This is a genomic window from Rhodococcus sp. GB-02 (assembly GCF_053470465.1).
This window is the reverse complement of record NZ_JBPUKE010000005.1, coordinates 236,522-261,202: the sequence shown is the minus strand read 5'-3', so window position 1 is coordinate 261,202 and position 24,681 is coordinate 236,522. Positions and strand designations below refer to the sequence as shown.

The window sequence follows — 24,681 nt, the reverse complement described above, 5'->3', positions numbered from 1 at the left end:
CCCGGATCGGAAAGGAGCATCGTCATGGGCTTCGTCATCGGCGAAAATTGTATTGACATCATGGACAAATCCTGCATGGAGGAATGTCCGGTCGACTGCATCTACGAGGGCGGGCGGATGGCGTACATCAACCCAACCGAGTGCATCGACTGTGGCGCGTGCGAAATCGTGTGCCCGGTAGAGGCGATCAAACCCATGCAACGTCTGGCCGACAAGTGGAAGCCCTTCAAAGAAGCGGCTGCCAACATTTTCGAGACCATTGGGAATCCCGGCGGCTCAACCACAGTCGAGGAAGCACTTGAGGATCCGGAATTCGTCAAGAACTTTGTCAAAGACGACTAACCCGGCGAGTCACGCCACCGACACGCTATATGCATCAGTCGTCGCGGAACGCGCGGCGACATCACCGAAAAAACTGTTAGGAGCAGAGTATGGAGCGCTCGATCACACACAACGGTCGGACCGGTTTCGGCAGCCTTACCCCAGGTGGCCTGAAACTCGACAACTTCCCGATGAAACTTTTCACCAAGGGTAATGGGAAGGTCTGGAATCCGGCGGCCATCGACTTCACCCAGGATGCGGTGGATTTTGCCGCAATGAGCGCGGACGAACAGCGATTGACCATGGTGCTGGCGTCTCAATTCATCGGCGGCGAGGAATCGGTGACTCAGGACCTGCAGCCGTTCGCGGCGGCAATGGCTGCAGAGGGGCGCCTCGGTGACGAACTGTACCTGACACAGTTTATCTACGAGGAAGCTAAGCACACCGAGGGTTTCCGGCGCTTCTTCAATGCCATTGGCCACGAGAATACAGATCTGCACCAGTACGTCGAGTACAGCGACGCGTACAAGCAGATTTTCTTGGACGAATTGCCCAGTGCTCTATACACCCTGACCGAGGACCCATCCCCGGCGAACCAAATACGGGCGAGCGTGACGTACAACCACGTCGTTGAGGGTTGCATCGCTCTGACAGGCTATTTTGCGTGGGCCAAGATGTGTCAACGACGGGGGATCTTGCCCGGTATGCAAAAGCTCGTCAAACACATCGGTGACGACGAGCGCAGGCACATGGCGTGGGGAACATTCACGTGCCGCCGTCACATTGCAGCTGACGATCGTAACTGGGACGCTGTCAGTGACCGCATGCAGGAACTGCTCAATCCTGCGTTGAACCTAATCGTCAATCTCTTCAGCGAGTACGAGGATCGCGGAATTCCGTTCGGCATCACGATCGACGAGATGACCGACTACGCACTCGACAAGGTCAACCGTCGACTCGAATCGATGGAGAGTGCTCGCGGTCTAGATCCCGCGGGTATCGATCTCGACTACTCCCCCGCCGATTTGGAAGAACGCTTCCATATCCAGGATCAGAAGGCAATCGCTGACGCCATCGCACAGGACAAGAAACTGGTCGGCAGCTAGGCTATTTAGACCTTGGGGGGCTGGTCTCGACCAGCCCCCCAAGTCCCTTCAATCGCCGCCCCGTTAAGCCTGGATACACCGATCCAAATAGTGGCCGAACGCAAGTCGTAATGCGAAAAGCCTTGCCGTAGTGAATGAACAAGATTTCCTGAAGATCACATTCGGACGCAGCGAAGAGCACCTCGCAGATGCAACTATCTCAACCCCGACCATCGCAACTTCCAGATTCGACGACCCGAATCTTGTTTCCACCGTATGGCTGGGCCCCAGTGGTCGCGTTGGCCGAGCGACCCGGACTGCTCACCTGTCCGTACCGACTGATGCAGGCGCCAATGCCGGCCGAAGATTGATCACTCGGCGGCGCTCACGTCGACGGCACAGCTAGGCTAGCATGTTGCCATGGCGATCCTCCGCCACGGAGCAATGAAATCGCTATTCGACCACCCTTAGGCACCTTCGACGTCGGGTTCGTGCCTGCGCAAATTCGCCTTCGGGCACGCGCGCCAACTCGACGCCGTGGCGTCACGGTTTCTCTGCGGACTCGCTGAAATCGCCCTGACTGCCGGCGACGGCGGTCGGGTGCTAATCGACATCAACGACTCGATCATCGAAGTCCACGGCCACAGTTCAACAAGGACGCCCACACCGCGCCAACGATTGTCAGACAGACGGCTGAGGAAAGGTTCGTGCGGTTCCTCCCGAGAAACGGCCCGAAGGATCGCCGACAATGGCGCTGATCCCCAAAGGATATCGAAGCCATTACGCGCAAACTCCGCGTTTTCCGGATATCCCACTATCGGTGCGGCAGTTCGGGGAGGCTCTGTCAACGACGGGTTGGAATTGGTTCTGGCCCACTTTCCGTGACGGCTCCACCTTCACGCCGCGTGTCGTTCCGATATGACGTGGACCGTGTGGGAGATGATCGTTCTGATGTCCTGAGAACTGGTGTGACCTGCGTGCATTTCTTCCGCATCTGGCGGGTGTCGACATCGATTCGGTCGATGTGACCGCAGGCGGAGTCCGTATTCGGGCGTCACCGTTGTCGACGTTGGCGAGCTGCCCGACGTGCGGTGTTTCCTCGAAACGAGTGCACAGTCGGTACGAACGAATGCTCGCCGATACGGCTATAGCTGGCCGATCGAGTTACGTTGTCTTGCAGGTACGTCGACCTATGTGCTCGAACACCGGCTGTGACCGACGCACATTTGTCGAGCAGATCGACGGACTGACCAAGGCTTACGCACGGACCACTCCGCTGCTACGCGGAACCCTCGAGAAGATCGCATTTGGCATCTGCGCTGGGCATATATGTCGGACGCTCTACCCTGTTGCGCCTGGTCCGAGCGCTACCTGATCCGCCCACGACCACTGTCGAAGTGCTCGGTGTCGATGATTTCAAGCTGGGAAGGCGACATCGGTACGGCACAGTTCTGATCGATATGGACACTCACCGGCCCGTCGATGTTCTCTTACCAACCGGAAAGCCGAAACAGTCACCAAAATGGCTCACCGAACATCCGGGAACACAGGTGATCTGTCGTGATAGCGCTGGCGCGTATGCCGAAGCCGCCCGTGCCGGAGCGCCCGAGGCGATCGAAGTCGCCGACCGCCGGCACCTATGGCACAACCTCGCCGAAGCTGTGAGGAAAACCGTTGCAGCCCATCATAATTGCCTGAAGAATCCTGAGTTCGAGCCTGAACCTTCGATCGAACGCACCGCGTCGAAACAACTGAAGCAGGTCGCCGAGCAGGTACACACCACCCGTCCGGAGAGTTCAATGCTCGTCATCCGCACGAAGAATCGTTTCCAGGCGGTCGAGACTCTCAAGAACGAAGGCATGGGAATCCGAACTATCGCACGGCAACTCGAACTGGCACGGGAGACCGTTCGTCGTTTCTACTACGCGAACAGTGTCGATGAGTTGTTGGGGCATCGCGAGCCGGCCTGCCAACTATGTTGGACGAGTTCGCCGAATATCTTCACGAGCGTTTCAACGACGGCCATGCCTACGCTGCTGCACTTTACGAAGAACTTCAAGAATTGGGATATCGCGGCAGCTATACAGCTCCGTTCTGGATTACCTTCGCCCGTTTCGCAGGATAGGGGCAGCTCCACCGTCCACACCGAAAGGTGCCGAAAGTGCGGCGGATCACCTCGTGGATGCCGCGGCATCCCGACAACCTCACCGACGATGGGCAGATCAGGCTCAAGCAGGTTCTCGCCAGCTGCCGGCACCTCGAAGCAACTGCAGGCCATGTCAAGTCGTTTGCAGGGATGCTCACCGGACGCCTTGGCAAACAATTGAACCTGTGGATGTCGGCCGTTTCGGCTGATGATCTGCCGAACTTGCATCGGTTCGCTCGAACGAGGCCAAGCCGATACGTCGGCTTTGTGGGTCGGGCGACGTCAGGCAAAGGGTCGTCCGTTGCGCTACCCAGCTTTCGAGGCGTCGTTTCGGGCCACTGCGACTCGGCTCGGTGTTCATGCGACATCGCACATGTTTCGGCATACGGTGGCTCAGTTGCTGGTCGACACGGCGGGACTGCATGTGGCACAACAAATCCTCGGACATCGGAATGTGTCCACCACTGCCGATGTGTATGCCTATGTCGATGAGAAAGCTATGTTGAAGGCGCTCGTGGAAAGTCGCTCGCCGTCAGCGGAGCGCGCACCTGACTGTTGTGGAAGGAATCCGGACGTCGGTATGCGCGACTACGCCCCGGAGACAATTGCGGCATTGGACGATCTGGGAGGGTGCCGGTGAACGCGGTCAGCCTTCAGATCGATCGGGACCTGCGCAAAGAGCCATTCGAACCCGATCGGGTGATGGCTGCCGTCAGGGAAATGGTGCGCACCTGGGACTGCGGACCGCGGCGCCGACAGCACGTCATATCGGATACGGCGGCGATACTTACGAACACTCCTGCGCAAGAGGGTATTTCGTTGCAGCAGTGGTGGCTGATAGCCGAGGAACGGTGCACCGTCTCGGAGGGGCGGGCATTGGTGCTCGGCCGTTTCGTTCAGCCGACATGACCGTTCATCACATCCGCCCGGATTCCGCAGAACAAGGCACGAGCCATCGGTGAACCCGCCGGACGAATCGCTGCCCGCGAACTCGAAGTAGAATGACTCCGCAAGGCACTACGACGAGCCGAAGAACTCAACGACGACGTCGCCACCGCCCTCGAATCCTTCAGCTGACCAACACAGCATCAAACTCTTGAGACAAGACCTCGTCGATGATCAGTTTGTAGCGGCGAATCTTCTTCAGTTCCGCTTCGATCCGGCCTGCATGGTGTACGGCACCGAGACGAGCAATCCAGTTCGATGCCGTGTCGAAGAGGACGGAGTAGCCGGCGTGGGCCGCTTTTGCGCCGAGTCCGATTGCTATGTGTGTTTTGCCGATGCCGGGCGGGCCGAGCAGGATCACGTTCTCTGCCTTCGCCACGAATGTTTCGGTGGCCAAGGGCGCCAACACCTCACGACGTAGCGATGGCAGGCGGTCGAGGTTGAAGTCCTCGAGTGTTTTCACCGCCGGAAAGTGCGCAGTGCGGATCCGCATGATGGCACCCTTGGATTCGCGCTCAGCGACCTGCTGTTAAAAACAGCGCTGCAAGGTATTCCTCGTGTGGGACCAGTTCTCATCCCGCCCCTGGGCTGCGAGATCTTCCCAGGTTGCTCCGGTCGTCCGCGTTTTCAGTACCCGGGTGAGGTGGGCGATCATCGACGGCAACCCATCGGATGATCCTGCCGGCTTCGTTGGCGTTGTGGTCTTCGAACTGGTAAAGGTAGCCACTTACGTTCTCGCTTTCGTTGTGGGAATGCAGAAATCGACCCTGAAAAGGGCGTCATAGTCAGGCAGAGCACGCAAGGCGGCCCGGTGCCCGTCGAGATGGTGGCGGTCGGCGTCATGGTGACGTCGCTGGTCGGCGGTGAACTGTTGCCGCAACTGCGCGGCCGCCTGGACGTGAGCCGGATCGGTAACCACGGCATGTTCGCCCAGGATCGTCGGTAAGAGCCGACGACCTGTCCCTCGCAGGTGACCACCACCTCGTTCGGGTGATGCGGCGACGTCGACGAACCTGCCGATCACTCGTGGGTCGACGGAGTAGTCTACTGCATCCATCCTGATGTAATAGTCACGGGCCAACTGGATTCGGTGGTGCAGTCCGATCGGCGGGTTCACCGGCGGCGGTGGAAGCATCGCCGAATAGTCCGTGTCGAGCAGGTCGATCGCGCGGCCCCCGATCGAGCGAACCATCCGAGAGTTGGCGCGTAGGAACCAGTCGCCGAGTTAGTCGTTGAAGTCCTCGGGGGAAGCGAACCGGCGGCCAGGCGGAAACGAGGTCTCGAGGTAGCCGTTGTGCCGTTCGACTAAGCCCTTGTACTCGGGGTCCCGCGGTGGAGCGAGTTTGATCTGCGTGGCCAATGTTCCCGCGAACGCCACCGCTGGAGTGATCACCCTTCCAGTGCCACCGATCGCCGAATCTCTATCCCACAGCAGTGTTTTGGTCACTCGACCGATCTTCGCGACCGAGGTCCACATTCCCGAGAGAATACCCCCGCCCTGCCTCGAAGGAATCATCGATGCGGTCGTGAACCGTGAGAACGCAAATGTCATCACCCGCACAAGGCAGGATTCGTTCTTGCCCGGCTGCGACCGGGATTCTCGTCTCTGGGAACCAGAGATCGTATTGGGTGAGTTGACCAGGCTCCTAAGTGATTCGGTCGGCGGAGTCGATTCCCTGGTACTCCGGCCGGATCTGTCCCACCCGATCATTGAGTGTGGTCAGCGAATGTTCCCAGCCGATCCGTTCGGCGATCACCGTCGCGGGCATCCGCGGATACTCGGACAGCAGTTGCCTGATCTGTGGCTCGACTCCATCGGCGAGTGAGCCGCGTCCCCCGACCCGGCTCTGGCCCTGCGCGCGTAACGCAGTGCGCCCGGCGTCCCAGGCGATGCCCATCCGTCGTGCGATTTCCTTGATCGGTGTTTCTTCGCCGCGCTGCAGACGACGAATTTCTGCCCAATCCTCCACTGATATCACCCTCCTAGCATCGGAGACGGTCAATCCCAATCCGTCGCTAACCCCAACGGTTCAACGTGTGGCGCTCCACGCATTCTTCACCCCCACCGACCTCGCAGACATCGACACTTGTTGCGGCCGATGGAATCCATCGCCGGCATACGATCATCGAGCAAGTGCATGCGGATCTGGAGAACTCCGTGCTCGCACACAAAGCCCACAGTGCGTTTTGCGCGAATGCCGACTGGCTCGTCTGCGCTGGAATGGCCTTCAACCGCACGCACACTGCAGCGACACTAACCGGTGACTCCGCACTGGCGAAAAGCGAGCGCCGGCGCCATCCGCCGGACGGTGATCTCGGTCCCCCAACGGATCGCCTAACTCCGTCCAAAAACTGACCTTGCACCTCCCGCCGGGCTGGCCGTGGGAGAAACCGTGGACAACGTTGTTCGAGAGCATGTTCTACCGCCCCGATCATCGCCTGACCGGGTCCGACTCTTGCGCGCCCACGTTGTGAAGATCCAGTAGGACGACCCGACAGCTGAGGTCGGCTGATCGACCACGCTCACAGCTCATCCGATGGCGCGCAAGATAATTCACAACGACGAATCATTACCTCGGTGCATCCAGGAATCGGCGTCGAGTAGCCCATAGCGACCCGCCATGGCCGCTGCTTCGATACGATTTCGCGCCCCTACCCGTTGAATAAGTGATGCGACCATCCTCTTGGCTGTTCTTTCGCTGACATGCACTCGCTCAGCGATTTCCGTTGTCTCCAGACCATGAGCGAGCAGGCTCCACAGTTTCACTTGTTGTGGACCGAGCTTGTCTAGGAGATCATTCTCGGGCTTGCGACTACTTCTGAGTATTTTCTCAAGCACGCCCGCCTCGACGACTTTCATTCCGGCCGCAAGGGCGAGTAGCGGGGCCACGAGCGCGTCCGCGTCGGACGACTTCGCCATGAACCCGTCCGCACCGCTCCGCAATGCACGTTCGGCCAAGGCGAGGTCCTCAGTGCCCGAAAGTGCCAAGATCCGCGTCGTAGGATAGGCGGCACGGACTGCTGCGATGGCCTCCAATCCGCCTCGTGGTGGCAGAGTCAGGTCAATCGTCACGATGTCCGCTCGGTTCTTCCCGACCAGTGCGACTGCCTCATCGCCGTTCGTCGTGGTGCCAGCAACATCGAAAAGGTGGTCAGCCCTGACACCTAACAACAGTTCGAGCCCCTGAGTGAAGAGCGCATGGTCGTCCACGATAACTACGACGAGTGGGGTACCAGACATAGATTGTAGTGTGACATGCCCGACAAGTACGCGATGCTATGCGGGCTCTCACCTAGAGAATCTGAAGGGATCGACTCAGCGCAGCCTTGAGGAGCAACGATCATGTTCAGAGGGTATGACCCTATCGCGGGAGCTGCGATAAAGCCTGTTCATTGGAAGGAACCCGAGCGAGTAATCGCGGTGCTGCGAGTTCTCGTCATCGGCAGCATCACCGTGGTCGTAGCTTTCGGAACACCGATAAACCGTACATACCTGCCGATAGCGGTGCTCGGTCTCGGGTTCGCCTTCACGTATGCCAGTTACATTTTGATTGCCGATCTGCAGGGCCTGCGCCAACTACCCCAGGATGTGGTCGCGGCCCTCGACGGGGTGGCGTCGGTGACATTGGCGGCCGCAACTGGTGGAGCAATGAGCCACCTTGTCGCAGTTCTGCCTTTGGCGATCGTCGCGATCGCGATACGCCAGGGGATTCGGCACGCCATTGCCGGCGCCGCGTGCGTGGGTGCACTATTTGCCGTGGTTGCACTCGCCATACCGCTGCCTAGTGCGTCGATGGCGTACCGCATAGAGACGGCATGGTGGTGGTGCGGTTACCTAATTATGTTCGCAGTCTTGACCGGCACCCTACGGAGCCTCCTCGATCGTGAACATGACCGAGCGGTCCAGGCGAGGGCCGAGGCGCTCTCGGAGCATCTGACAATTGTCGAGGAACGCGATCTCCGAGCCAGACTGCTCGAAGCCCAAGCGATGCGAGATGATGGGCTGAGGATCGTACTGCACGAATTCCGCACGCCGATATCGTCATTGAGTTCGTTGGCTAACTCCCTCGCCACCCCGGGCCGGTTTGACACCCAGGCCCAGGAAAGGGCCATCAGTCTGATTGCAGCACATAGCCGGCACCTCACCGACATGCTCGACAGTTTGGCCGATGTGGCGTTGAGTACGGGCGATCCCACCGGCGTCGCCCGCGTGCGGCGCATCGCATTGGACGAGCTTGCCCACGGGTCGCTCGCAGCGGCTGGCATCTCGCGCGCGAACAGCAAAATCACCATCACACCGCCCGGTGCCGTGGTCCACTGCGATGCCCACCGACTACAACGTGTCATGACGAATCTTCTCGAGAATGCGCGACGATACGGTGCGGACCATCCCGTGGAACTGTCCCTGATCTGCACCCCATCGTCCCTGAAGGTCGAAATCGGCGACCGCGGACCGGGTTTGACCGATGACGAGGCCACCCTGGTTACCCGCAAGTTCGTTAGCCTCGGCGAGCGCAGAGGCACGGCGGGGCTCGGTTTGTGGATCGTCGCGGAAATATCGAGCGCGATGGGCGGTACCTTTGTCTTGGTACCGCGCCCGGGGGGAGGACTGATCGCCCGAGTCGTCATCCCACTGGACAGCCCTCCGGAGATCTCAGCACGCGTCGACCCACGCTGACGCGACTCCCGCACGCCGTAAGTGCAGGAAACGGTCCCAGTCTCAAGCCACGATTCCAACTGGTCAAACAGCACCGGCCTGCCTGACTCGCCTGCCTGCACCGCTCACCACCTTACGGAGAGCTTCTGCCCAGTCGATGCCGTCAATCCGGGTCCTGGTCACATATAGCTTTGCCCGTGAAAGCTGGCACCACCCCGCGACCAGAAAGCCTGTCACTGCGGATATTTCATCCCGATGCACCAAAACCAGCCCCTTTGCAACGCACTTTTCTCAAGCCTCGCACCGGCCCCGGATTGCCCGCAGTGACGGGATCCGCAGCGGTAGTCCTCTCGTGCATTATGGGCACCTCCCGCCCGTCCGCCAACTACCCGCTCGTCGGAAGCTTCGGGCCTTTCATCGCGGCCGCCGACGGCCCGCTCGGGCCATCCATGGCCCGTATGACCCGCGCAAAGACGTGACCTGGATCACCAGACTTGACCCCTAGTGCGCCGAAGTCCGGCGTCCATAAGCAGGAGATTCGATGACCACGATCATCCCTGAAGGCACGGCACCGTCCTTGGATGGTGCCGAGGAGAGTATCTTCATAGCGGGACAGCGCCGCCCAGCGTTGAGCGGCAACACTTTGGATACTGTCGACCCAGGAAACGGGAAGGTCCTGACCCGGATCGCGCTGGGCACCGGCGATGATGTCGACGCCGCTGTGCGCTCGGCCCATTCCGCCCAGACCGAATGGGGTGCGCTTAAGCCCACTGCACGTAGTCGTGCGCTTGCGGAGCTTGCGCACCTCGTCGAGCAAAACGCTGAGGAGCTTGCCACACTCGAAACCCTCGACAACGGTAAGCCCCTCACAGAGTCCCTCTTCCTTGACCTGAGCATCGCAACGGAAGTCTGGCGTTACTACTCGGGTAGTCCATCCCGGTTGACCGGCGATGTTTTGCCGGTGTCGCCACTGGTGGGCGAGGCCCTGACGTATACTCGGCGGCAACCACTCGGTGTCGTCGCGGCCATCGTCCCGTGGAACTTCCCGCTCCTTATCGCCAGCTGGAAGATTGCGCCCGCTCTGGCCGCTGGTAATGCCGTCGTCGTCAAGCCGAGCGAGATGACCTCGTTGACGACGGTGCGGCTCGCAGAATTGGCGATCGAGGCAGGGCTACCTCCTGGCTTGTTCAACGTCGTAACCGGCTTGGGTCACGAAGCGGGACAAGCACTCGTAGAACATCCCGGTGTAAACAAGATTACGTTCACCGGGTCGACTGAGACGGGTCGGCGCATCGTTGCCGCCAGTGCCCGCAACCTTGCGAAGGTGACGCTCGAACTCGGTGGCAAGTCCGCCAACATCGTCTTCGCGGACGCAGACCTCGATGCAGTGGTCGAGGGTGTCCTGACTGCCATCTTCGTAAATCAAGGACAGGTCTGTTGCGCTGGTAGCCGCCTGTTCGTGCACCGCAGCATTCATGACGAGGTGGTTGCCAGACTGGTAGAGGCGACACAGAGAATCGTGACCGGTCACGGCCTCGACGATGGCACGCAGATGGGACCATTGATCTCGGCAAATCAGCTCGACCGGGTCGAAGGTTTTGTTCAGGCCGCACTCGCGGAAGGAGCGGTCCTGCAAACCGGCGGCAACCGCTGCTCGGACTCCGCCGGCTACTTCCTCGAGCCCACGATCTTCACCGGCGTGACCGACCACATGCGTATCGCCCGCGAGGAAGTGTTCGGCCCGGTTCTGTCGGTCCTTGCATTCGATGACGAAGCCGAGGCAATCGCCCGGGCGAACTCGAGTGAATACGGACTCGCAGCCGGCGTGTGGACCCGTGATGTCTCACGCGCACACCGGGTTGCGCACGCACTCGACGCAGGGACGGTGTGGGTCAACATGTACAACATGCTGGACCCAACCTCGCCTTTCGGTGGCTTCAAAAATTCCGGGTATGGACGTGACCTCGGCGAGGAAGCGCTTCTCGGCAATACCCAGACCAAGTCGGTCTGGATAAATCTCGACTAAGGAGAAACACAAATGGGCATCTTCAAGAACGCCGACGATGTGTACAAGTATGTCGGCGGTGTATTCAATCAGGGAGTTTCGGATCCCGAATTGGGACCGAAGTTTGCGGAGTCGGGTGTGACTCTTCGGATTACGTACACCGACCCTGATTCGGTGATCACGGTCGACTTTCCAAACGGTAAAGTTTACACCGGAGTGGATGTCGGGCCCGACCCGAACGTCGAACTGTTCATGTCGGCCGACAGCGGAAACAAGTTCTGGCTCGGCAACCTCAATCTCCCCGTCGCCATGGCGAAGGGCACGGTGCGTGCCAAGGGGCCAGTGCCGAAGCTTCTCAAGATCATCCCTACAGCGAAGACACTGTTTACCCCGTACCGAAACATGCTTGCCGTCGACGAGCGGACTGATCTGCTGAACGCCTAGCCGTGTATGGGAGCGTGGTGCGTCAATTTCACCGCGCCGCGCTCCCGTCGACAAGTCCCCCTTTTTTCTGAAACCTGGAGACCCCGTGCTTAGTACGATGCAAAACTCCCCACTGCTGGTCCGCGAGATACTGCTACACGGGCAGCGCATATACGGGAACTCCACTGTCGTGACCTACGAGCCGGATTCCTGCCGTCGCACCACATTTGACGAAGTAGCCCGCCGTGCCGAACGCCTCGCCAGCGGGCTGACCGAAATCGGAGTTTCTCCAGGCGACCGGGTCGCCACGCTTCTGTGGAATACGCAGGAACATCTTGAGTGCTACCTCGCGATCCCCTCGATGGGTGCCGTCCTCCACACCCTCAACCTGCGACTGACCCCAGAGCAGTTGTCGTTCGTGATTAACCATGCTCAAGACAAAGTCATCATCGCCGACAGGACTACTCTTCCGCTACTGGCCCGAGTACTCGACCAGCTCACGACCGTCGAGCATGTAATCGTCGTCGGCGACACCGACCAGCTACCCAACAACCGATACTTTCACTACGAGGACCTCCTGACAGTGTCCCGCGCACCATACGTGTGGCCGGATCTGGATGAATCGCAGGCCGCGGCAATGTGTTATACAAGCGGCACGACGGGCGACCCGAAGGGTGTCGTCTACAGTCACCGCTCGACGTACCTACACTCCATGGCATCTGCCGCAGGGAACGTCTTCGGTCTCACCGAGCACGACATCGTGCTTCCAGTAGTACCGATGTTCCATGCGAATGCGTGGGGATTGGCCTACACATCATGGCTTTCCGGGTCCGATATGCTCTTACCTGGCCGCTATCTCCAGGCCGATCACCTGGCAAAGATGATCGAGTCCGAGCGACCCACCCTCGCCGGCGCCGTACCGACAATCTGGAACGATCTCCTCAGCTACGCCCGAACACACAGCACAGATCTGAGCAGTCTACGACTCGTCGCGTGTGGAGGATCCGCGGTTCCACGCTCTCTCATCGAGGGCTACGACTCCGATTTCGGTGTCCGCATCATTCAGGCCTGGGGAATGACCGAGACCAGCCCGCTCGCAGCGATAGCTCTGCCACCGAAGGGAAGCGCGCCGGAAGACGAAATGTACTGGCGATCCAAGACTGGCCGAGTGACCGCGGGCGTTGAAGCGCGTCTGGTAGACGACTCCGGCAACGAGGCGCCCTGGGACGGAAAGTCGATCGGCGAGATCCAGGTGCGAGGGCCATGGATTACCGCGGCATACTACGGAGTCGACGCAGCCGACAAGTTCGCGGACGGATGGCTGCGCACCGGCGACGTCGCCCATATTGACCCCCGCGGATACATCCAGATCACCGACCGAACGAAGGACGTCATCAAGTCCGGCGGCGAGTGGATCAGTTCGGTCGACCTCGAAAACGCCCTGATGGGACATCCGGAGGTCTTCGAAGCAGCCGTTATCGCCGTACCCGACGCCAAGTGGGAAGAGCGGCCGCTTGGCTGCGTTGTGCGCACCCCGGGCTCGACGATCGGCACCGATGAACTGCGCACATTCCTGAACGCACAGGTCGCACGGTGGTGGATTCCCGAACGCTGGGCATTTCTCGAGGCGGTGCCCAAAACCAGCGTCGGAAAGTTCGACAAAAAGGCGCTGCGCGCGCTGTACGCCCGAGGTGACATGGAAGAGCAACTCTCGACCCGCACAGCGCAGCTCAGTCATGATTCACCCAACGCCGACGGTACTCGGAGCCTCCGGCAGGGATCCCTCGGATAGCACGATCGGACCGTCACAAGTGGTGACGGCTTTCATTGGGTCACCGGGCTGTGCCGGGGTTCCCACAGTCGCGGGAACCCCGGCACAGCCCCTCTTCACCGTCGGTGTGGACCGCACCCCACTGGTACCGAGCGCCGAAAAGGGGCCCATCCCAGTCAAACCCGGCCGGAGGCGTCTCTGTCGACGCGAATCGAACGCTGCGGCATCCGTCGACACACTCATACACAGGCACTCATCATCGCGGAGGACTACGTGCAACTGCTGGACAGATCCCGATCGGCGGGCGAGAGTGGCGCGAAGGCTTTGGCCGCCTTACGCGTGGCACCCCGTGCGGTCGGTGCTTTCTACGCCACGTCCCTTGAGACGTTTCGCTTCATGTTTCGTCGCCCCTTTCATCTGCGCGAATTTCTCCTGCAGGCGTGGTTCATCGCCAGTGTGTCGATCATGCCGACTCTGTTGATGGCGATCCCCTTCTGCATGATGTTCGTCTATCAGATCAACATCCTGCTGGCAGAGATCGGTGCCGTGGACCTCAGCGGTGCGGGTGCCGGTGTAGCCATCGTTCGCGAAATCGGGCCAATCGTCACAGTCCTGGTCGTCGCGGGCGCCGGATCGACCGCGATCTGCGCGGATCTCGGCTCTCGGACGATCCGCGAGGAAATCGATGCGATGAAGGTCCTCGGGATTGATCCCATTCACCGGCTTTGTGTTCCGCGAGTGTTGGCCTCCATGGTCATCGCGATGTTCCTCAACGGCCTGGTCTCGTCCGTCGGTCTGGTGGGAGGTTATATCGCCACCGTGTACATGCAGGGCGCGTCGCCCGGTCAGTACGTCACCTCGATCTCCATTCTGACCGGTCTCGGGGACTTCTTCGTCGCCGAAATCAAGGCCGCGGTGTTCGGGATGCTCGCCGGACTGGTCGCATGCCACCTCGGCTTGAACGTACGAGGAGGACCGAAGGGCGTCGGTGACGCCGTCAACCAGACAGTGGTCTTCAGCTTCCTGCTGCTGTTCCTGGCGAACTCGGTGATCACGACTTTGGCCTTGCACTGAACACGTTTGGACAACTGACAGAAACCGAACGACAAGAATGACGGGAATCTCGTGTCGATAGCCAACAAACCTACGGTTCTCCGGGGAACCGGAGCCGCCGCGATCAAGTTGATTGATGCGCCGGTCAGCCATCTCGAGGAGATGGGCCGACAACTCTCCTTCTACAACCACACCATCGCGTCGATTCCGCGGACCCTTCGGCGCTACCGCGCTGAGACCGTCCGCCTCCTCGCCGAAGTGAGCATGGGCACCGGAGCCCTCGCCGTAATCGGCGGCACCCTCGTGGTCATCGCCATGCTCACCGCCGCCGTGGGATACGAGGTCGGCCAGCAGGGTTCAACCTCGCTCGGCCACATCGGCCTCGGCGCCCTGTCCGGTTTCATCTCTGCCTTCTTCAACACCCGCGAAGCGATCCCGGTGATAGCCGGCATCGCACTGACAGCGACAGTCGGCGCCGGTTTCACCGCACAGCTCGGGGCCATGCGCGTGAGCGAGGAGATCGACGCAATGGAAACCATGTCGATTCCGTCACTGCCGTACCTCGTCACCACAAGGGTGCTAGCCGGCGTGATCGCAGTGATCCCACTGTATTCGGTGGCCTTGTTCATCGGCTTCGCCGCCACCCAGCTGGTCACAGTCTATATAGTTGGGGAAGCCGAAGGCACGTTCTCGCACTACTTCAACGTCTTCCTCGTACCCAGCGATGTGATCTGGTCCGCGGTCAAGGTGCTGGCGATGGCCGTCGTGGTGATGTGCGTGCACTGCTACCACGGCTATAATGCCGTCGGAGGTCCAGCCGGTGTGGGGGTCGCGGTCGGTCGAGCAGTGCGGACCTCGCTGATTTCCATCATGATCATCGACCTACTTATCGGTATCGCCGTGTACGGCGGCACCGCCGGGGCTGTGCGGGTGTCGGGCTGACATGAGTGGACATCTGACAGAACACAGCCGCAAGGCCTACGTCACACTCGGCCTGGTCCTGATCGTGGTAGGAGCGCTCGCGACGGCGACCTCGATCGCCGTCTACCGGGGAAGCTTCACCTCGGCCATCCCCGTCAAGCTGTATGCGACCCGCGCCGGATTGTCGCTCGAACCCGGATCCGACGTAAAGATGCGCGAGGTCGTCGTCGGCCGCGTCATCGACGTGAAACTGGTCGACGGACACGCCGAGATATCGATGGACATCGACAAAAACCGTGCGTCCTCGATCGCAGCGAACGTCTCTGCGGCAGTAGATCCCACGACCCTGTTCGGCCGCAAGTTCGTAACCCTCATGCAACCCGAATCTCCCTCCCCCGAGTCGATCTCGGCGGGAACTGTGCTGTCGACCGGGCAGGTTGCGACGGAAATCAACGATCTGCTCGAATCATTGGTTACGGTGTTACGCACCGTTGAACCGGAGAAGGTCAACGGGACCTTGAATGCGTTGGCGACGTCGCTCCACGGCCGCGGCGACAAACTCGGCGACACCTTGGTCGACCTCGACACCTATCTGTCGAGTTTCAACGACAGCATCCCCACACTGCAACGTGACCTTGCGCAAGGCGCACAGACCACCGACATCCTCGCAGCCGCGACTCCTGACCTCATGGCAACTGTCGATCACGCCAGCACCACCGCGACGACGATCACCGAACGCCAAGACCAACTCAACGCGTTCATCCTCAGCTTTACCGGCTTCGGCAACAGCGGTCATTCCTTGCTCGACGCCGCCGGCGCACCGCTGAAAGAATCCCTGTCATCGTTGGCGCCGACCACGGACCTGCTCGCCGAGCGCGCGCCAGCCCTTCCCTGCTTCGTCGAAAGCCTGAAGCAGTCCAATACCTACCTCGAACGGACGCTCGGGGGAAGCGATATGCCGGGGTTGAACATCCTCGGCACCCTGTTGATGGGCGACCCGCCGTATACGAACCCGGCCAACCTACCAGTGGTGCAGGCGGACGGTCCCGTTGCCTGCTACGACTGGACACAGCCGCAGGGGCACACCAACTTTGATGACGGCAGTAACGCATATCGTCCCGCACGGACCCCGACGGATCTGATCGGGAACCCCTTCGCGCAGTTCTTCCTGGGAGGTCTGCGATGACCAAAAGCACACCGGTATTCAAGTTGCTGATCTTCGTGTTGGTGACCATGCTGACCGGGTTCGGTGTCGCCACACTGGTCGGCAATCTTCGGTTCGGCAGCACACACACTTACAGTGCAGTCTTCTCCAGCGCTTCCGGAATCGGGAGCGGTGCAGACGTCCGGGTGGCGGGAGTGCCAATGGGCAAGGTCACCGATGTCGCTCTCAACTCGGACAGCACGGCCGTGGTCACCTTCTCTCTGTCCACCGAGCGGCCGCTGACCTCTGCCACCGAAGCGAAGATCAAGTACAAGAACCTGATCGGGGACCGATATGTCGACCTGTCCCAGGGTGCATTCGATCCGCGTCCGCTCGACGGCCCCATCCCACTCGCGCAGACGACCTCCGCTCTGGATCTTGACCAGGTCGTCAACGGTTTCCGTCCCCTTCTCCAGGGCCTGGACCCGGACCAGACCAACCAATTGTCCACCTCTCTGGTCCAGGTCCTCAACGGTCAGGAATCGAGTATCAGCACGCTGATCACCCAAGTCGACACCCTCACTAACACCCTCGCTGACCGCGATCAGGCCATCGGTCAGGTGATCACCAACTTCAACACCGTTCTCGGCACCGTAAATAGCCGGCACGACCAGTTCGGGGCGCTCGTCGATCAGCTGCAGCACCTAGTCGCAGGTCTCAACGACGACCGGGGACTGATCAGCCGCTCCTTGGGACAGATCGACGACGCATCCAAGACATTGGCCGAGGTTCTTACCGAGAACCGTCCCGCCATCGCGCAGGACGTATCGGCCCTCGGCGACCTGGCCGGTCGACTCAATGCCAAGACCGACACCCTAAACATGATCTTGGCCAAGCTGCCCGAGAACTACCGCCTGACTGGTCGGGCCGGTGGATACGGAAGCTATATGAACCTGTTCGTGTGCGGGCTGGCGGTCAAGTACGCGCAGGGACCAGGCGGAGTCACGCCGATGTTCACCGCGCCCGCCGAAAGGTGTAAATAATGATGACTAAGTCATTCCTCGAACGGAACCCGATCCGTATCGGCGTCGTAGGCACCCTCATCCTCGTCGGTGCAATCGCCCTCGCCCTCAACTTCGACACGATGCCCGGTATCGCTGCGAAGACGTATCACGCCGAGTTCGGCGACGCGAGCGGTCTGGCGGTGGGTGACACCACCCAGATCGCCGGTGTCAAGGTCGGCGAGGTGCGGAAGATCTCGCTGGACGGAGACAAGGTCGACGTCGAATTCGATGCCGACAGCGGCGATATACGCCTCGGTGACGACACCCATGCCACTATCAAGGTCGAGACTGTGCTCGGACGCCGGTATCTCGAACTCGCGCCGGGAGGCGGCGGGGAGCTCGGTCGAGGCGGCACGATTCCGCTCGCCAACACCACGTCCGGATATGACCTGACACGATCGCTCGAAGAAGTGACCGACAAGGTTTCCAAGACGGACACCGTCGATCTGTCCGGCGCTCTCGATCAGCTCTCGCAGGTCGAACAGGCTCTCCCCCCCGACCTGCAGTCGTCACTGACTGGACTGTCCCGGTTGTCCGAGACGGTGGCCAGTCGCGATGCCGAACTGCGTCACCTGCTGACCAACACCGCAGGCGTCAGCAACGTCCTCTCCGACCGCAGTCAGCGTGTCGCCCAACTGCTCGGCCAGGGTCAGTCCCTGTTCTCCACGCTCAATCAGCGGGCCGACTCTATCCACAACATCCTCGTGCAGGCCCGGCAGATCGCCGACGAACTCACCGCGTTGAAGCGGGACAACGAAGGCACCCTCACACCCACCCTCTCGCAGGTGGACATCCTGGTGACCACCTTGAACAACAACTACGACAACATCAACGCCTCCCTAACCGGTCTCGAACGCTATTCCAAGCAAATCGGTGACGTCGTGGGCAGCGGGCCATTTTTCGGGGCGCTTCTGCAGAACATTCTGCCCGCGAATCTTGCAGGTCAGCTTCCCGGCAGTCTCGGAGGTCCTCGATGAAGGGGACACGCAAGCCCACTCGTATGCCGGCGAAAGTTCTGCTGCTCATCGTGGTCGTGGTCGCCGTCGTGGCCGGAACTGGGACCTGGGTCGCTACCAACGCCACCCACCAGGTCTCCGCTTACTTTCGGAGCACGACAGGACTATATGTCGGCGACCGCGTCATGATCCTCGGCGTCCCTGTCGGCCGGGTCAACGAGATCATTCCGGAAGGTGATCGCGTCCGGGTCGAGTTCGAATACGACGGCGACTACGACGTCCCGGTTGACGCACAGGCAGTGATCGTGGCACCGGTCCTGGTCACCGGCCGATACATCCAGCTCGCGCCGGCCTACACCGAGGGCGAGAAGATGCAGGACGGACAGATGATCCCCGTCGAACGCACCGCGATACCAATGGAGTTCGACGAGGTCAAGGAGCAAGTCGTCAAACTCGCGCAGGACGTCGGCCGCACGCCTGAGAACCCAGACGGATCACTAAACGACTTCGTGGCGAACACCGCAGACACCCTGCGCGGCAACGGCCAGACCCTGCACGATTCCCTCGTCCAGCTCGCCGACGCGACCACCACGCTCAGCAAGGGCGGGGAGGACCTGTTCGCCTCCGTCCGGAATCTGCAGTCGTTCACCAGCGCACTGGCCGCCAACGAGCAGCAAATCACGGCCTTCAGTAGGGAACTCGCCACCACGTCGTCGGTACTCAACGACAACCGCACCGAACTCGATGCCCTGCTCAACAGCATGCTCACAACCTTCAACGAGGTCACCCAGTTCCTCCAAAACAATCGCGGAGCACTGACCACCGACGTGGGTAAGCTCACCGACATCACCCGCCAGCTAGTCGACCGCGAGGACGCGCTCGCCTCGATACTGCACTCCGCTCCAACCTCGCTGACGAATTTCTACAACATCTACGACCCCGACTCGAACTCGCTGACAGCCGCGATAGCCGTTTCCGATACCCCCGACCCACGGTCATTGATCTGTGCCCTTCTCACCACAGTCGACGCTCCGGCCGACGAATGCATCAAGGCCACAGGAACACTCGCCAACGGCCTGGTCCAAGGCGCTGGCGCACCAGCTCCGAGTGGAGGAACCCGATGATTTCGATCAAACAGCTCGCCACCTGCTCGGCCTTGGCACTCGGGATCGCGGTGACAGCCACCGGATGTCGATTCGACGGCATCAATTCCATCCCGCTACCAGGAAACGCCGTCGGCGGCGAGACCTACGAAGTCACAGTCGAGCTCGCTGACATCCAGAATCTGGTTGGCAACTCGCCGGTCAAGGCGGACAACGTCATCGTCGGGAATATCGCTCGCATCGGTGGAGAGGATTGGATCGCTCACCTGACACTCGAGCTGCGCGACGACGCCGCGATCCCAGCGAACGTCACTGCGAAGCTGACACAGAACAGTGTGCTCGGCTCGCAGTATCTGGAACTGACGGTTCCAGCCGCAGAAGAGCCAACGGGAACCCTGCAGGACGGAGCCATCATCCCCCTGTCCCGTACCAGTCAGTACGCCTCCACTGAAGAAGTTCTGTCCGCCCTGTCCCTGGTTCTCAACGGCAGTGGGCTACAGCAGGTCCGCACGGTGACCTCCGAACTCGTTCGTGTCCTGGACGGTCGGGAGCAGAATCTGCATGAGCTCTTCGGGAACTTGGAGACCTTTATGGGCGGACTCGATCAGCAGCGAGCCGACATCGTGCGCGCTATCGACGGGCTCGACCGGCTCGGCGGCGAGTTGGCAGCGCAGAACGGAACACTCGACCGAGGCATCGAGACCATCACCCCGGCCATACAAGTGCTCAACGACCAGCAAAAGCAACTGACGACGATGCTGACCAGCGTCGGTGAGTTCGGCCAAGTCGCCACTGAGGTGCTCGACAGCAGCCGGGCGAATCTGCACGCCAATCTCACCGCGTTGCAGCCCACATTGAGTCAACTCGCCTCCGTCGGGGATTCGATCCCCGAGGCGCTCAAGATCGCCGCGACCATGCCGTTCCCGATCGAAACCACCGAGCGCGCGGCGCGTGGTGACTACGTGAACCTGTTCCTCACCCTCGATGTGAGCGCCGAGACAGTGGGCGGAAAGGTGCTCGGCAGCATTCCGTTTTCCGAGCTGGCCGGCCTCAACCCGGCCAGACAAGCCGCCAACCCGCTGCTGGCACCCACCGAGTCGCACCCGGCCGCACTTCCTGCCGTCGGGACACCCCAACAGCAGGGAGGTCAGCGTTGATGCGCACGAAACTTGTCCGCACCCAACTCGTCATTTTCACCGTTGTCGCAATCGTCGCCGTCGGTAACTCCGTCTACAGCTACATGGGGTTGAAGCGATTTTCAGGTATCGGAATGTACTCGGTGGATGTCGAACTCGAACGAGCTGGCGGACTCTACCCGAACGCGCTCGTCACCTACCGCGGCGTCGACGTCGGCGTCGTCGAATCCCTCGACGTGAACCCCGACCACGTGACCGTGCATATGCAGCTGGACTCAGACCACAAGATTCCCCAGGCGACCGATGCATACGTACGCAGCGTGTCAGCGATCGGTGAGCAGTACGTCGATCTGATGCCGACTACCTCCGAGGGACCATTCCTGGGCGACGGCGACGTCATCGATCGATCCCGCACCACCCTGCCCGTGCCAGCCGCGAAAGTGGTCGACGAGGTGAACACCCTCCTGGAAGGACTGCCCAAGGAGGACCTGAAGACCACCGTCGACGAGGCGTACATTGCTTTCGATGGTGCCGGCACCGCCCTGTCCCAGCTGATCGACTCCACCCGCCCACTCATCGCGCTCGCGCAAGCGAACCTGACACCGACCACCACCTTGATCGACGACGCCGAGCCTGTCCTCGCTGCAGCCAACGAGGCCGGCTCGGACATCACCAGCTTCGCCACCGATCTGGCCTCGTTCACCGAGCAGCTGACCATGAATGACACACAGATTCGCGGAGCATTGGACAGCGGCCCCGCATTCTTCGACGCATTCGGCGGAACTATGACCGATCTCCAACCGTCGCTGCCGCTGCTGTTGGCGAACCTGCAGAGCACAGGTGAAGTGTTGCGGGTCAACTTACCCGGTCTGCGCCAGATTTTGGTGGTCTATCCGGCGTTGTCGGCCGCGATCAACTACTCACATCTGGGCGTGCAGGGCGCAGACCGCACCTACGGCCAGGGACCTCTCGATATCAAGCTGGGCAACACCGCTAATCCCCTGCCCTGCACCGAAGGATACGGACAGACCCAGCGCCGGGACCCCGGCGATCTGTCCCCTGCCGAACCGGCCATCGACCCGTACTGCAAGTTGCCCCCGAACGAGCCCCGTGTGGTCCGTGGTGCTCGCAACCTCCCCTGCGCCACCGACCCTGCTGTGCGCACGGCCGAGGTCGGGGAATGCCCAGGCGGCCTGCCGTCGAACTGGCCGCAGATGCTGGCTCGGCCAGGGCAGCCCTACACCCCGGCGCCGGGGGAACCGCCCACGACGCCCGAACAGTCCGACAGCTCTCAGCCGACGCCCGTCACGGCAACCCCAGCCTCCTGGGACATCAGCAAAACGCCGGCGATCACCACTTCACCCTACGACCCGATCACCGGCACGTTCCGAGCCCCAGACGGCACCCTGTACTCCATCGACGCCACAACCCCCACCCGGTCCAAGGAGGAACTGACATGGCAAAGTCTGCTACTGCGTTAGCCACCGAGACGATCGACGACGAAAACGTCCTCGACCAACCCGAAACACACACTCACACCACCGATTCCGGCGACTCCGCAAGCCGACAGACCGGCCGTATTACCCTCGCTGCAATCGTGTTCGCCGGTGCTCTCGTGCTGGCGGGCACTGTTTTGGGGATAAACTCGTGGAACGACTGGCGGACTACGGAAACAGCCGCATCCCGCGACATCACCATCCTCGATACCGCCACACAGATGGCCACCAATCTGGTAACCCTCCGCCACCAGAGCCTCAAGGAGGATATCCAGAGGGTCTCCGACGGCACTACCGGAACATTCCACGACCAGTTCACCACCTCCTCAGGTGGTTTCGGTGATGTGCTGAACGAGGGACAGGTCGAGTCCACCGGGGAAGTGAAGTCCGTCGGAATCATCGACGCGACAGACGATCACGCCACCGTCCTCGCGGCAGTCACATCGACGGTCAAGAACACCGAGGCACCCGACGGTGAGCTGCGGGTCTACCGCATGAAAATGACACTCGACCAGGTCGACGGTCGCTGGCTGGTATCCAACGTGGAGTTCGTCGCATGATTACCTACATCTCTCGCATCACCTCGTTCCTCAACACGTGGAGCAGCCGCAAACGCACCCTGGTGGTCGCCGGCCTCGGCGTCCTGACGGTCGCGGTGACAATCGCCAGTGCGACGCTGACAATCCTCGCCTACGAAGGCCGCAGCCAGGAAGACACCCGGCAGCAAGCCCTCACGCAGGCCACGCAAATGGTCCCCGACATCCTGTCCTACGACTTCAACACCGTCGACGACCACTTCACCAGCGCACTCGCGCATCTCGGGGGCGACTTCCGCACTCAGTTCGAGAGCGTAAGCAAAGACATCATCATCCCGTCCGCGAAGAAGCGACAGGTAGTCACCTCGGCCACTGTCGTGGAATCTTCTGTAGTCTCGTCCGACACCGATGCCGCCACCGTGCTGATGTTCGTCAACCAGTCGACCACCAGCACTGACAGTCCCGCCCCCAAGCTGGACGGCAGCCGTATCCAGGTTTCGCTGCACCTCGACGACAACGGTTGGCAGATCACCGAAATGACCCCGATCTGAGCCCCGGCATCAACTACCCGAATTCCCCCGTTCACGAATCGATGTAAGGAAGTCACGCGATGGGTGTCGAAGTTTCAGTCAGCGACCTGACCAAGTCTTTCGGCTCGCAAAGGATTTGGCAGGATGTGTCGTTGACGCTCCCTGCCGGAGAGGTCAGTGCTCTTCTGGGACCGTCGGGCACCGGTAAGTCGGTATTTTTGAAGTCCCTGATCGGACTACTCCGCCCGGAACAGGGCTCCATCCTGATCGACGGCACGGACATCCTCCAGTGCTCGTCCAAGGAACTCTATGAGATTCGCAAGTTGTTCGGTGTGCTCTTCCAGGACGGCGCACTTTTCGGTTCCATGAACTTGTACGACAACATCGCTTTCCCATTGCGCGAACACACCAAGAAGTCCGAGTCGGACATCCGCAAGATCGTGATGGAGAAGCTCGATCTGACGGGTCTCGTCGGCGCCGAGGAAAAGCTCCCCGGCGAGATCTCCGGTGGTATGCGTAAACGTGCAGGTTTGGCGCGGGCGCTCGTTCTCGATCCCGAAATCATCCTCGTCGACGAGCCGGACTCCGGCCTCGACCCGGTTCGCACCACCTACATCAGCCAGACGCTCATCGACATCAACGCGCAGAGCGACGCCACGATTCTAATCGTGTCGCACAACATCAACCTCGCACGAACCGTGCCGGACAACATCGGCATGCTTTTCCGTCGCCAACTTGTCATGTTCGGCCCGCGTGAGGTACTCCTCACGTCGGACGAGCCCGTCGTCAAACAGTTCCTCAACGGCACCATGATCGGTCCGATCGGTATGTCGGAGGAGAAGGACGAGGCTCAGATGGCGCACGAGCAGGCGCTCGTCGACGCCGGTCACCACGCCGGTGGTGTCGACGATGTCGAGGGCATCGTTCCGCAGATGAAGGCAACGCCCGGTAACCCGGAGCGTCAGGCCGTCGGTCGCCGTCAGGAACGTGTCCGCCAGATCATGCACACCCTGCCTGAGAGTGCACAGATCGCCATCCAAGAAAGTTTCGAGGAACACCAGATCTACAGCGACTTCGATTCCGCTACAGAAGAACTCGGAGCCATCGACGTTCATGATTGGAGCATTCCCTAACCTATGCCTGTCTCCGTTGCGCATGTGCACACGGCCGGTGAAGCCGATAGCCGCGATTTCGGTCATGTCGGCGAGTTTCGAGGCGGCTACTGGTTTGCTGCACGTGCGCACCCCGGCTGCGATCCTCATGCAAAATCAAGTGATCTGCATCTACTGCCGGACAATGCGGTGCATCACGGCCGGAAACGTGGTGCGTGTGGGTGCGTCGAGAGAATTCCAATGGCGGTGTGGGCGAAACCGCGGAACTCGCGGGTGG

The 24,681-nt window shown here is 60.8% G+C and carries 23 protein-coding genes and 3 pseudogenes; 23 read left to right on the top strand and 3 right to left on the bottom strand.

Going from position 1 to position 24,681, the window contains the following annotated elements:
* Positions 1-24: 24 nt before the first annotated feature.
* The 6 genes from fdxA (at position 25) to ACSW29_RS30320 (ending at position 4,461) form a co-directional block, all read left to right on the top strand.
* Complete coding sequence (gene fdxA / locus ACSW29_RS30345; protein WP_042920082.1) at positions 25-342, top strand: ferredoxin; 318 nt, start codon at positions 25-27, stop codon at positions 340-342.
* A gap of 89 nt (positions 343-431) precedes the next feature.
* Positions 432-1,427 (top strand): R2-like ligand-binding oxidase, encoded by a 996-nt coding sequence (locus ACSW29_RS30340; protein ID WP_042920084.1) that lies wholly within the window; start codon positions 432-434, stop codon positions 1,425-1,427.
* Between the two features lie 1,003 nt (positions 1,428-2,430).
* Positions 2,431-2,781, top strand: coding sequence for a transposase family protein (locus ACSW29_RS30335; protein ID WP_074447157.1), 351 nt, complete (start codon positions 2,431-2,433; stop codon positions 2,779-2,781).
* Positions 2,782-2,803: 22 nt separating this feature from the next.
* A complete protein-coding gene (locus ACSW29_RS30330; RefSeq protein WP_058228368.1) occupies positions 2,804-3,733 on the top strand; it encodes a transposase in 930 nt (309 codons plus the stop codon).
* Positions 3,734-3,760: 27 nt separating this feature from the next.
* The gene (locus ACSW29_RS30325) at positions 3,761-4,192 is read left to right on the top strand and encodes a tyrosine-type recombinase/integrase (RefSeq protein ID WP_051649477.1); all 432 of its coding nucleotides are present in this window, start codon (positions 3,761-3,763) and stop codon (positions 4,190-4,192) included.
* A complete protein-coding gene (locus ACSW29_RS30320) occupies positions 4,189-4,461 on the top strand; it encodes a hypothetical protein (protein ID WP_058228369.1) in 273 nt (90 codons plus the stop codon). The genes ACSW29_RS30325 and ACSW29_RS30320 overlap by 4 nt, the downstream gene beginning before the upstream one ends.
* Before the next feature lie 160 nt (positions 4,462-4,621).
* Here ACSW29_RS30320 and ACSW29_RS30315 read toward each other — a convergent pair.
* Both ACSW29_RS30315 and ACSW29_RS30310 read right to left on the bottom strand, forming a co-directional pair.
* Positions 4,622-5,008: pseudogene (locus ACSW29_RS30315) on the bottom strand (ATP-binding protein); the annotation flags it as partial.
* A 216-nt stretch (positions 5,009-5,224) separates the two neighbouring features.
* Positions 5,225-6,476: pseudogene (locus ACSW29_RS30310) on the bottom strand (Mu transposase domain-containing protein).
* Between the two features lie 67 nt (positions 6,477-6,543).
* Between ACSW29_RS30310 and ACSW29_RS30305 the strand changes: the two are divergent.
* A pseudogene (locus ACSW29_RS30305) lies at positions 6,544-6,972 on the top strand (IS1380 family transposase); the annotation flags it as partial.
* Positions 6,973-7,051: 79 nt separating this feature from the next.
* Here the strand turns inward: ACSW29_RS30305 and ACSW29_RS30300 are convergent.
* Positions 7,052-7,738: a response regulator transcription factor gene (locus ACSW29_RS30300; RefSeq protein ID WP_058228370.1), complete on the bottom strand. Its 687-nt coding sequence runs from the start codon at positions 7,736-7,738 to the stop codon at positions 7,052-7,054.
* 102 nt (positions 7,739-7,840) lie between these two features.
* Between ACSW29_RS30300 and ACSW29_RS30295 the strand changes: the two genes are divergently transcribed.
* From ACSW29_RS30295 to ACSW29_RS30220, 16 genes are all read left to right on the top strand, one after another.
* The gene (locus tag ACSW29_RS30295) at positions 7,841-9,175 is read left to right on the top strand and encodes a sensor histidine kinase (RefSeq protein ID WP_051649478.1); all 1,335 of its coding nucleotides are present in this window, start codon (positions 7,841-7,843) and stop codon (positions 9,173-9,175) included.
* Between the two features lie 302 nt (positions 9,176-9,477).
* The gene (locus tag ACSW29_RS30290) at positions 9,478-9,633 is read left to right on the top strand and encodes a hypothetical protein (RefSeq protein WP_156519336.1); all 156 of its coding nucleotides are present in this window, start codon (positions 9,478-9,480) and stop codon (positions 9,631-9,633) included.
* A 62-nt stretch (positions 9,634-9,695) separates the two neighbouring features.
* On the top strand, positions 9,696-11,180 hold the full coding sequence (locus tag ACSW29_RS30285) for an aldehyde dehydrogenase family protein (RefSeq protein WP_042920093.1): 1,485 nt from the start codon (positions 9,696-9,698) through the stop codon (positions 11,178-11,180).
* Between the two features lie 12 nt (positions 11,181-11,192).
* Complete coding sequence (locus tag ACSW29_RS30280) at positions 11,193-11,603, top strand: sterol carrier protein (protein ID WP_042920096.1); 411 nt, start codon at positions 11,193-11,195, stop codon at positions 11,601-11,603.
* A gap of 97 nt (positions 11,604-11,700) precedes the next feature.
* On the top strand, positions 11,701-13,374 hold the full coding sequence (locus tag ACSW29_RS30275; RefSeq protein ID WP_064113462.1) for a long-chain fatty acid--CoA ligase: 1,674 nt from the start codon (positions 11,701-11,703) through the stop codon (positions 13,372-13,374).
* 375 nt (positions 13,375-13,749) lie between these two features.
* The gene (locus tag ACSW29_RS30270; RefSeq protein ID WP_231915856.1) at positions 13,750-14,427 is read left to right on the top strand and encodes an MlaE family ABC transporter permease; all 678 of its coding nucleotides are present in this window, start codon (positions 13,750-13,752) and stop codon (positions 14,425-14,427) included.
* A 141-nt stretch (positions 14,428-14,568) separates the two neighbouring features.
* Positions 14,569-15,348 carry an MlaE family ABC transporter permease gene (locus ACSW29_RS30265; RefSeq protein ID WP_081559622.1) on the top strand — a complete coding sequence of 260 codons (780 nt, stop codon included), beginning with the start codon at positions 14,569-14,571 and terminating at the stop codon, positions 15,346-15,348.
* Position 15,349: 1 nt separating this feature from the next.
* Positions 15,350-16,513, top strand: a complete 1,164-nt coding sequence (locus ACSW29_RS30260; protein ID WP_058228372.1) for an MCE family protein — start codon at positions 15,350-15,352, stop codon at positions 16,511-16,513.
* Positions 16,510-17,514, top strand: coding sequence for an MCE family protein (locus ACSW29_RS30255; protein ID WP_042920102.1), 1,005 nt, complete (start codon positions 16,510-16,512; stop codon positions 17,512-17,514). Before ACSW29_RS30260 ends, ACSW29_RS30255 begins: the two co-directional genes overlap by 4 nt.
* Entirely contained in the window at positions 17,514-18,512 is a 999-nt protein-coding gene (locus tag ACSW29_RS30250; protein WP_042920103.1) for an MCE family protein, read from the top strand. Before ACSW29_RS30255 ends, ACSW29_RS30250 begins: the two co-directional genes overlap by 1 nt.
* The gene (locus ACSW29_RS30245; RefSeq protein ID WP_042920106.1) at positions 18,509-19,615 is read left to right on the top strand and encodes an MCE family protein; all 1,107 of its coding nucleotides are present in this window, start codon (positions 18,509-18,511) and stop codon (positions 19,613-19,615) included. The genes ACSW29_RS30250 and ACSW29_RS30245 overlap by 4 nt, the downstream gene beginning before the upstream one ends.
* Positions 19,612-20,751: an MCE family protein gene (locus tag ACSW29_RS30240; RefSeq protein WP_042920109.1), complete on the top strand. Its 1,140-nt coding sequence runs from the start codon at positions 19,612-19,614 to the stop codon at positions 20,749-20,751. The genes ACSW29_RS30245 and ACSW29_RS30240 overlap by 4 nt, the downstream gene beginning before the upstream one ends.
* Positions 20,751-22,211 (top strand): MCE family protein, encoded by a 1,461-nt coding sequence (locus tag ACSW29_RS30235; RefSeq protein ID WP_042920112.1) that lies wholly within the window; start codon positions 20,751-20,753, stop codon positions 22,209-22,211. The genes ACSW29_RS30240 and ACSW29_RS30235 overlap by 1 nt, the downstream gene beginning before the upstream one ends.
* Positions 22,187-22,786: a hypothetical protein gene (locus ACSW29_RS30230; RefSeq protein WP_042920115.1), complete on the top strand. Its 600-nt coding sequence runs from the start codon at positions 22,187-22,189 to the stop codon at positions 22,784-22,786. The genes ACSW29_RS30235 and ACSW29_RS30230 overlap by 25 nt, the downstream gene beginning before the upstream one ends.
* Positions 22,783-23,313 (top strand): hypothetical protein, encoded by a 531-nt coding sequence (locus ACSW29_RS30225; protein WP_042920118.1) that lies wholly within the window; start codon positions 22,783-22,785, stop codon positions 23,311-23,313. The genes ACSW29_RS30230 and ACSW29_RS30225 overlap by 4 nt, the downstream gene beginning before the upstream one ends.
* A 59-nt stretch (positions 23,314-23,372) precedes the next feature.
* Entirely contained in the window at positions 23,373-24,425 is a 1,053-nt protein-coding gene (locus tag ACSW29_RS30220; RefSeq protein ID WP_042920120.1) for an ABC transporter ATP-binding protein, read from the top strand.
* The last annotated feature ends 256 nt before the right edge of the window (positions 24,426-24,681 follow it).

Bases quoted from the DNA above. Each gene is read 5' to 3' on its own strand.
- fdxA (WP_042920082.1), top strand. From the start codon at position 25: ATGGGCTTCGTCATCGGCGAAAATTGTATTGACATCATGGACAAATCC.
- ACSW29_RS30340 (WP_042920084.1), top strand. From the start codon at position 432: ATGGAGCGCTCGATCACACACAACGGTCGGACCGGTTTCGGCAGCCTT.
- ACSW29_RS30325 (WP_051649477.1), top strand. From the start codon at position 3,761: ATGATCTGCCGAACTTGCATCGGTTCGCTCGAACGAGGCCAAGCCGAT.
- ACSW29_RS30300 (WP_058228370.1), bottom strand. From the start codon at position 7,738: ATGTCTGGTACCCCACTCGTCGTAGTTATCGTGGACGACCATGCGCTC.
- ACSW29_RS30295 (WP_051649478.1), top strand. From the start codon at position 7,841: ATGTTCAGAGGGTATGACCCTATCGCGGGAGCTGCGATAAAGCCTGTT.
- ACSW29_RS30285 (WP_042920093.1), top strand. From the start codon at position 9,696: ATGACCACGATCATCCCTGAAGGCACGGCACCGTCCTTGGATGGTGCC.
- ACSW29_RS30280 (WP_042920096.1), top strand. From the start codon at position 11,193: ATGGGCATCTTCAAGAACGCCGACGATGTGTACAAGTATGTCGGCGGT.
- ACSW29_RS30275 (WP_064113462.1), top strand. From the start codon at position 11,701: ATGCAAAACTCCCCACTGCTGGTCCGCGAGATACTGCTACACGGGCAG.
- ACSW29_RS30270 (WP_231915856.1), top strand. From the start codon at position 13,750: ATGTTTCGTCGCCCCTTTCATCTGCGCGAATTTCTCCTGCAGGCGTGG.
- ACSW29_RS30265 (WP_081559622.1), top strand. From the start codon at position 14,569: ATGGGCCGACAACTCTCCTTCTACAACCACACCATCGCGTCGATTCCG.
- ACSW29_RS30260 (WP_058228372.1), top strand. From the start codon at position 15,350: ATGAGTGGACATCTGACAGAACACAGCCGCAAGGCCTACGTCACACTC.
- ACSW29_RS30255 (WP_042920102.1), top strand. From the start codon at position 16,510: ATGACCAAAAGCACACCGGTATTCAAGTTGCTGATCTTCGTGTTGGTG.
- ACSW29_RS30250 (WP_042920103.1), top strand. From the start codon at position 17,514: ATGATGACTAAGTCATTCCTCGAACGGAACCCGATCCGTATCGGCGTC.
- ACSW29_RS30245 (WP_042920106.1), top strand. From the start codon at position 18,509: ATGAAGGGGACACGCAAGCCCACTCGTATGCCGGCGAAAGTTCTGCTG.
- ACSW29_RS30240 (WP_042920109.1), top strand. From the start codon at position 19,612: ATGATTTCGATCAAACAGCTCGCCACCTGCTCGGCCTTGGCACTCGGG.
- ACSW29_RS30235 (WP_042920112.1), top strand. From the start codon at position 20,751: ATGCGCACGAAACTTGTCCGCACCCAACTCGTCATTTTCACCGTTGTC.
- ACSW29_RS30230 (WP_042920115.1), top strand. From the start codon at position 22,187: ATGGCAAAGTCTGCTACTGCGTTAGCCACCGAGACGATCGACGACGAA.
- ACSW29_RS30225 (WP_042920118.1), top strand. From the start codon at position 22,783: ATGATTACCTACATCTCTCGCATCACCTCGTTCCTCAACACGTGGAGC.
- ACSW29_RS30220 (WP_042920120.1), top strand. From the start codon at position 23,373: ATGGGTGTCGAAGTTTCAGTCAGCGACCTGACCAAGTCTTTCGGCTCG.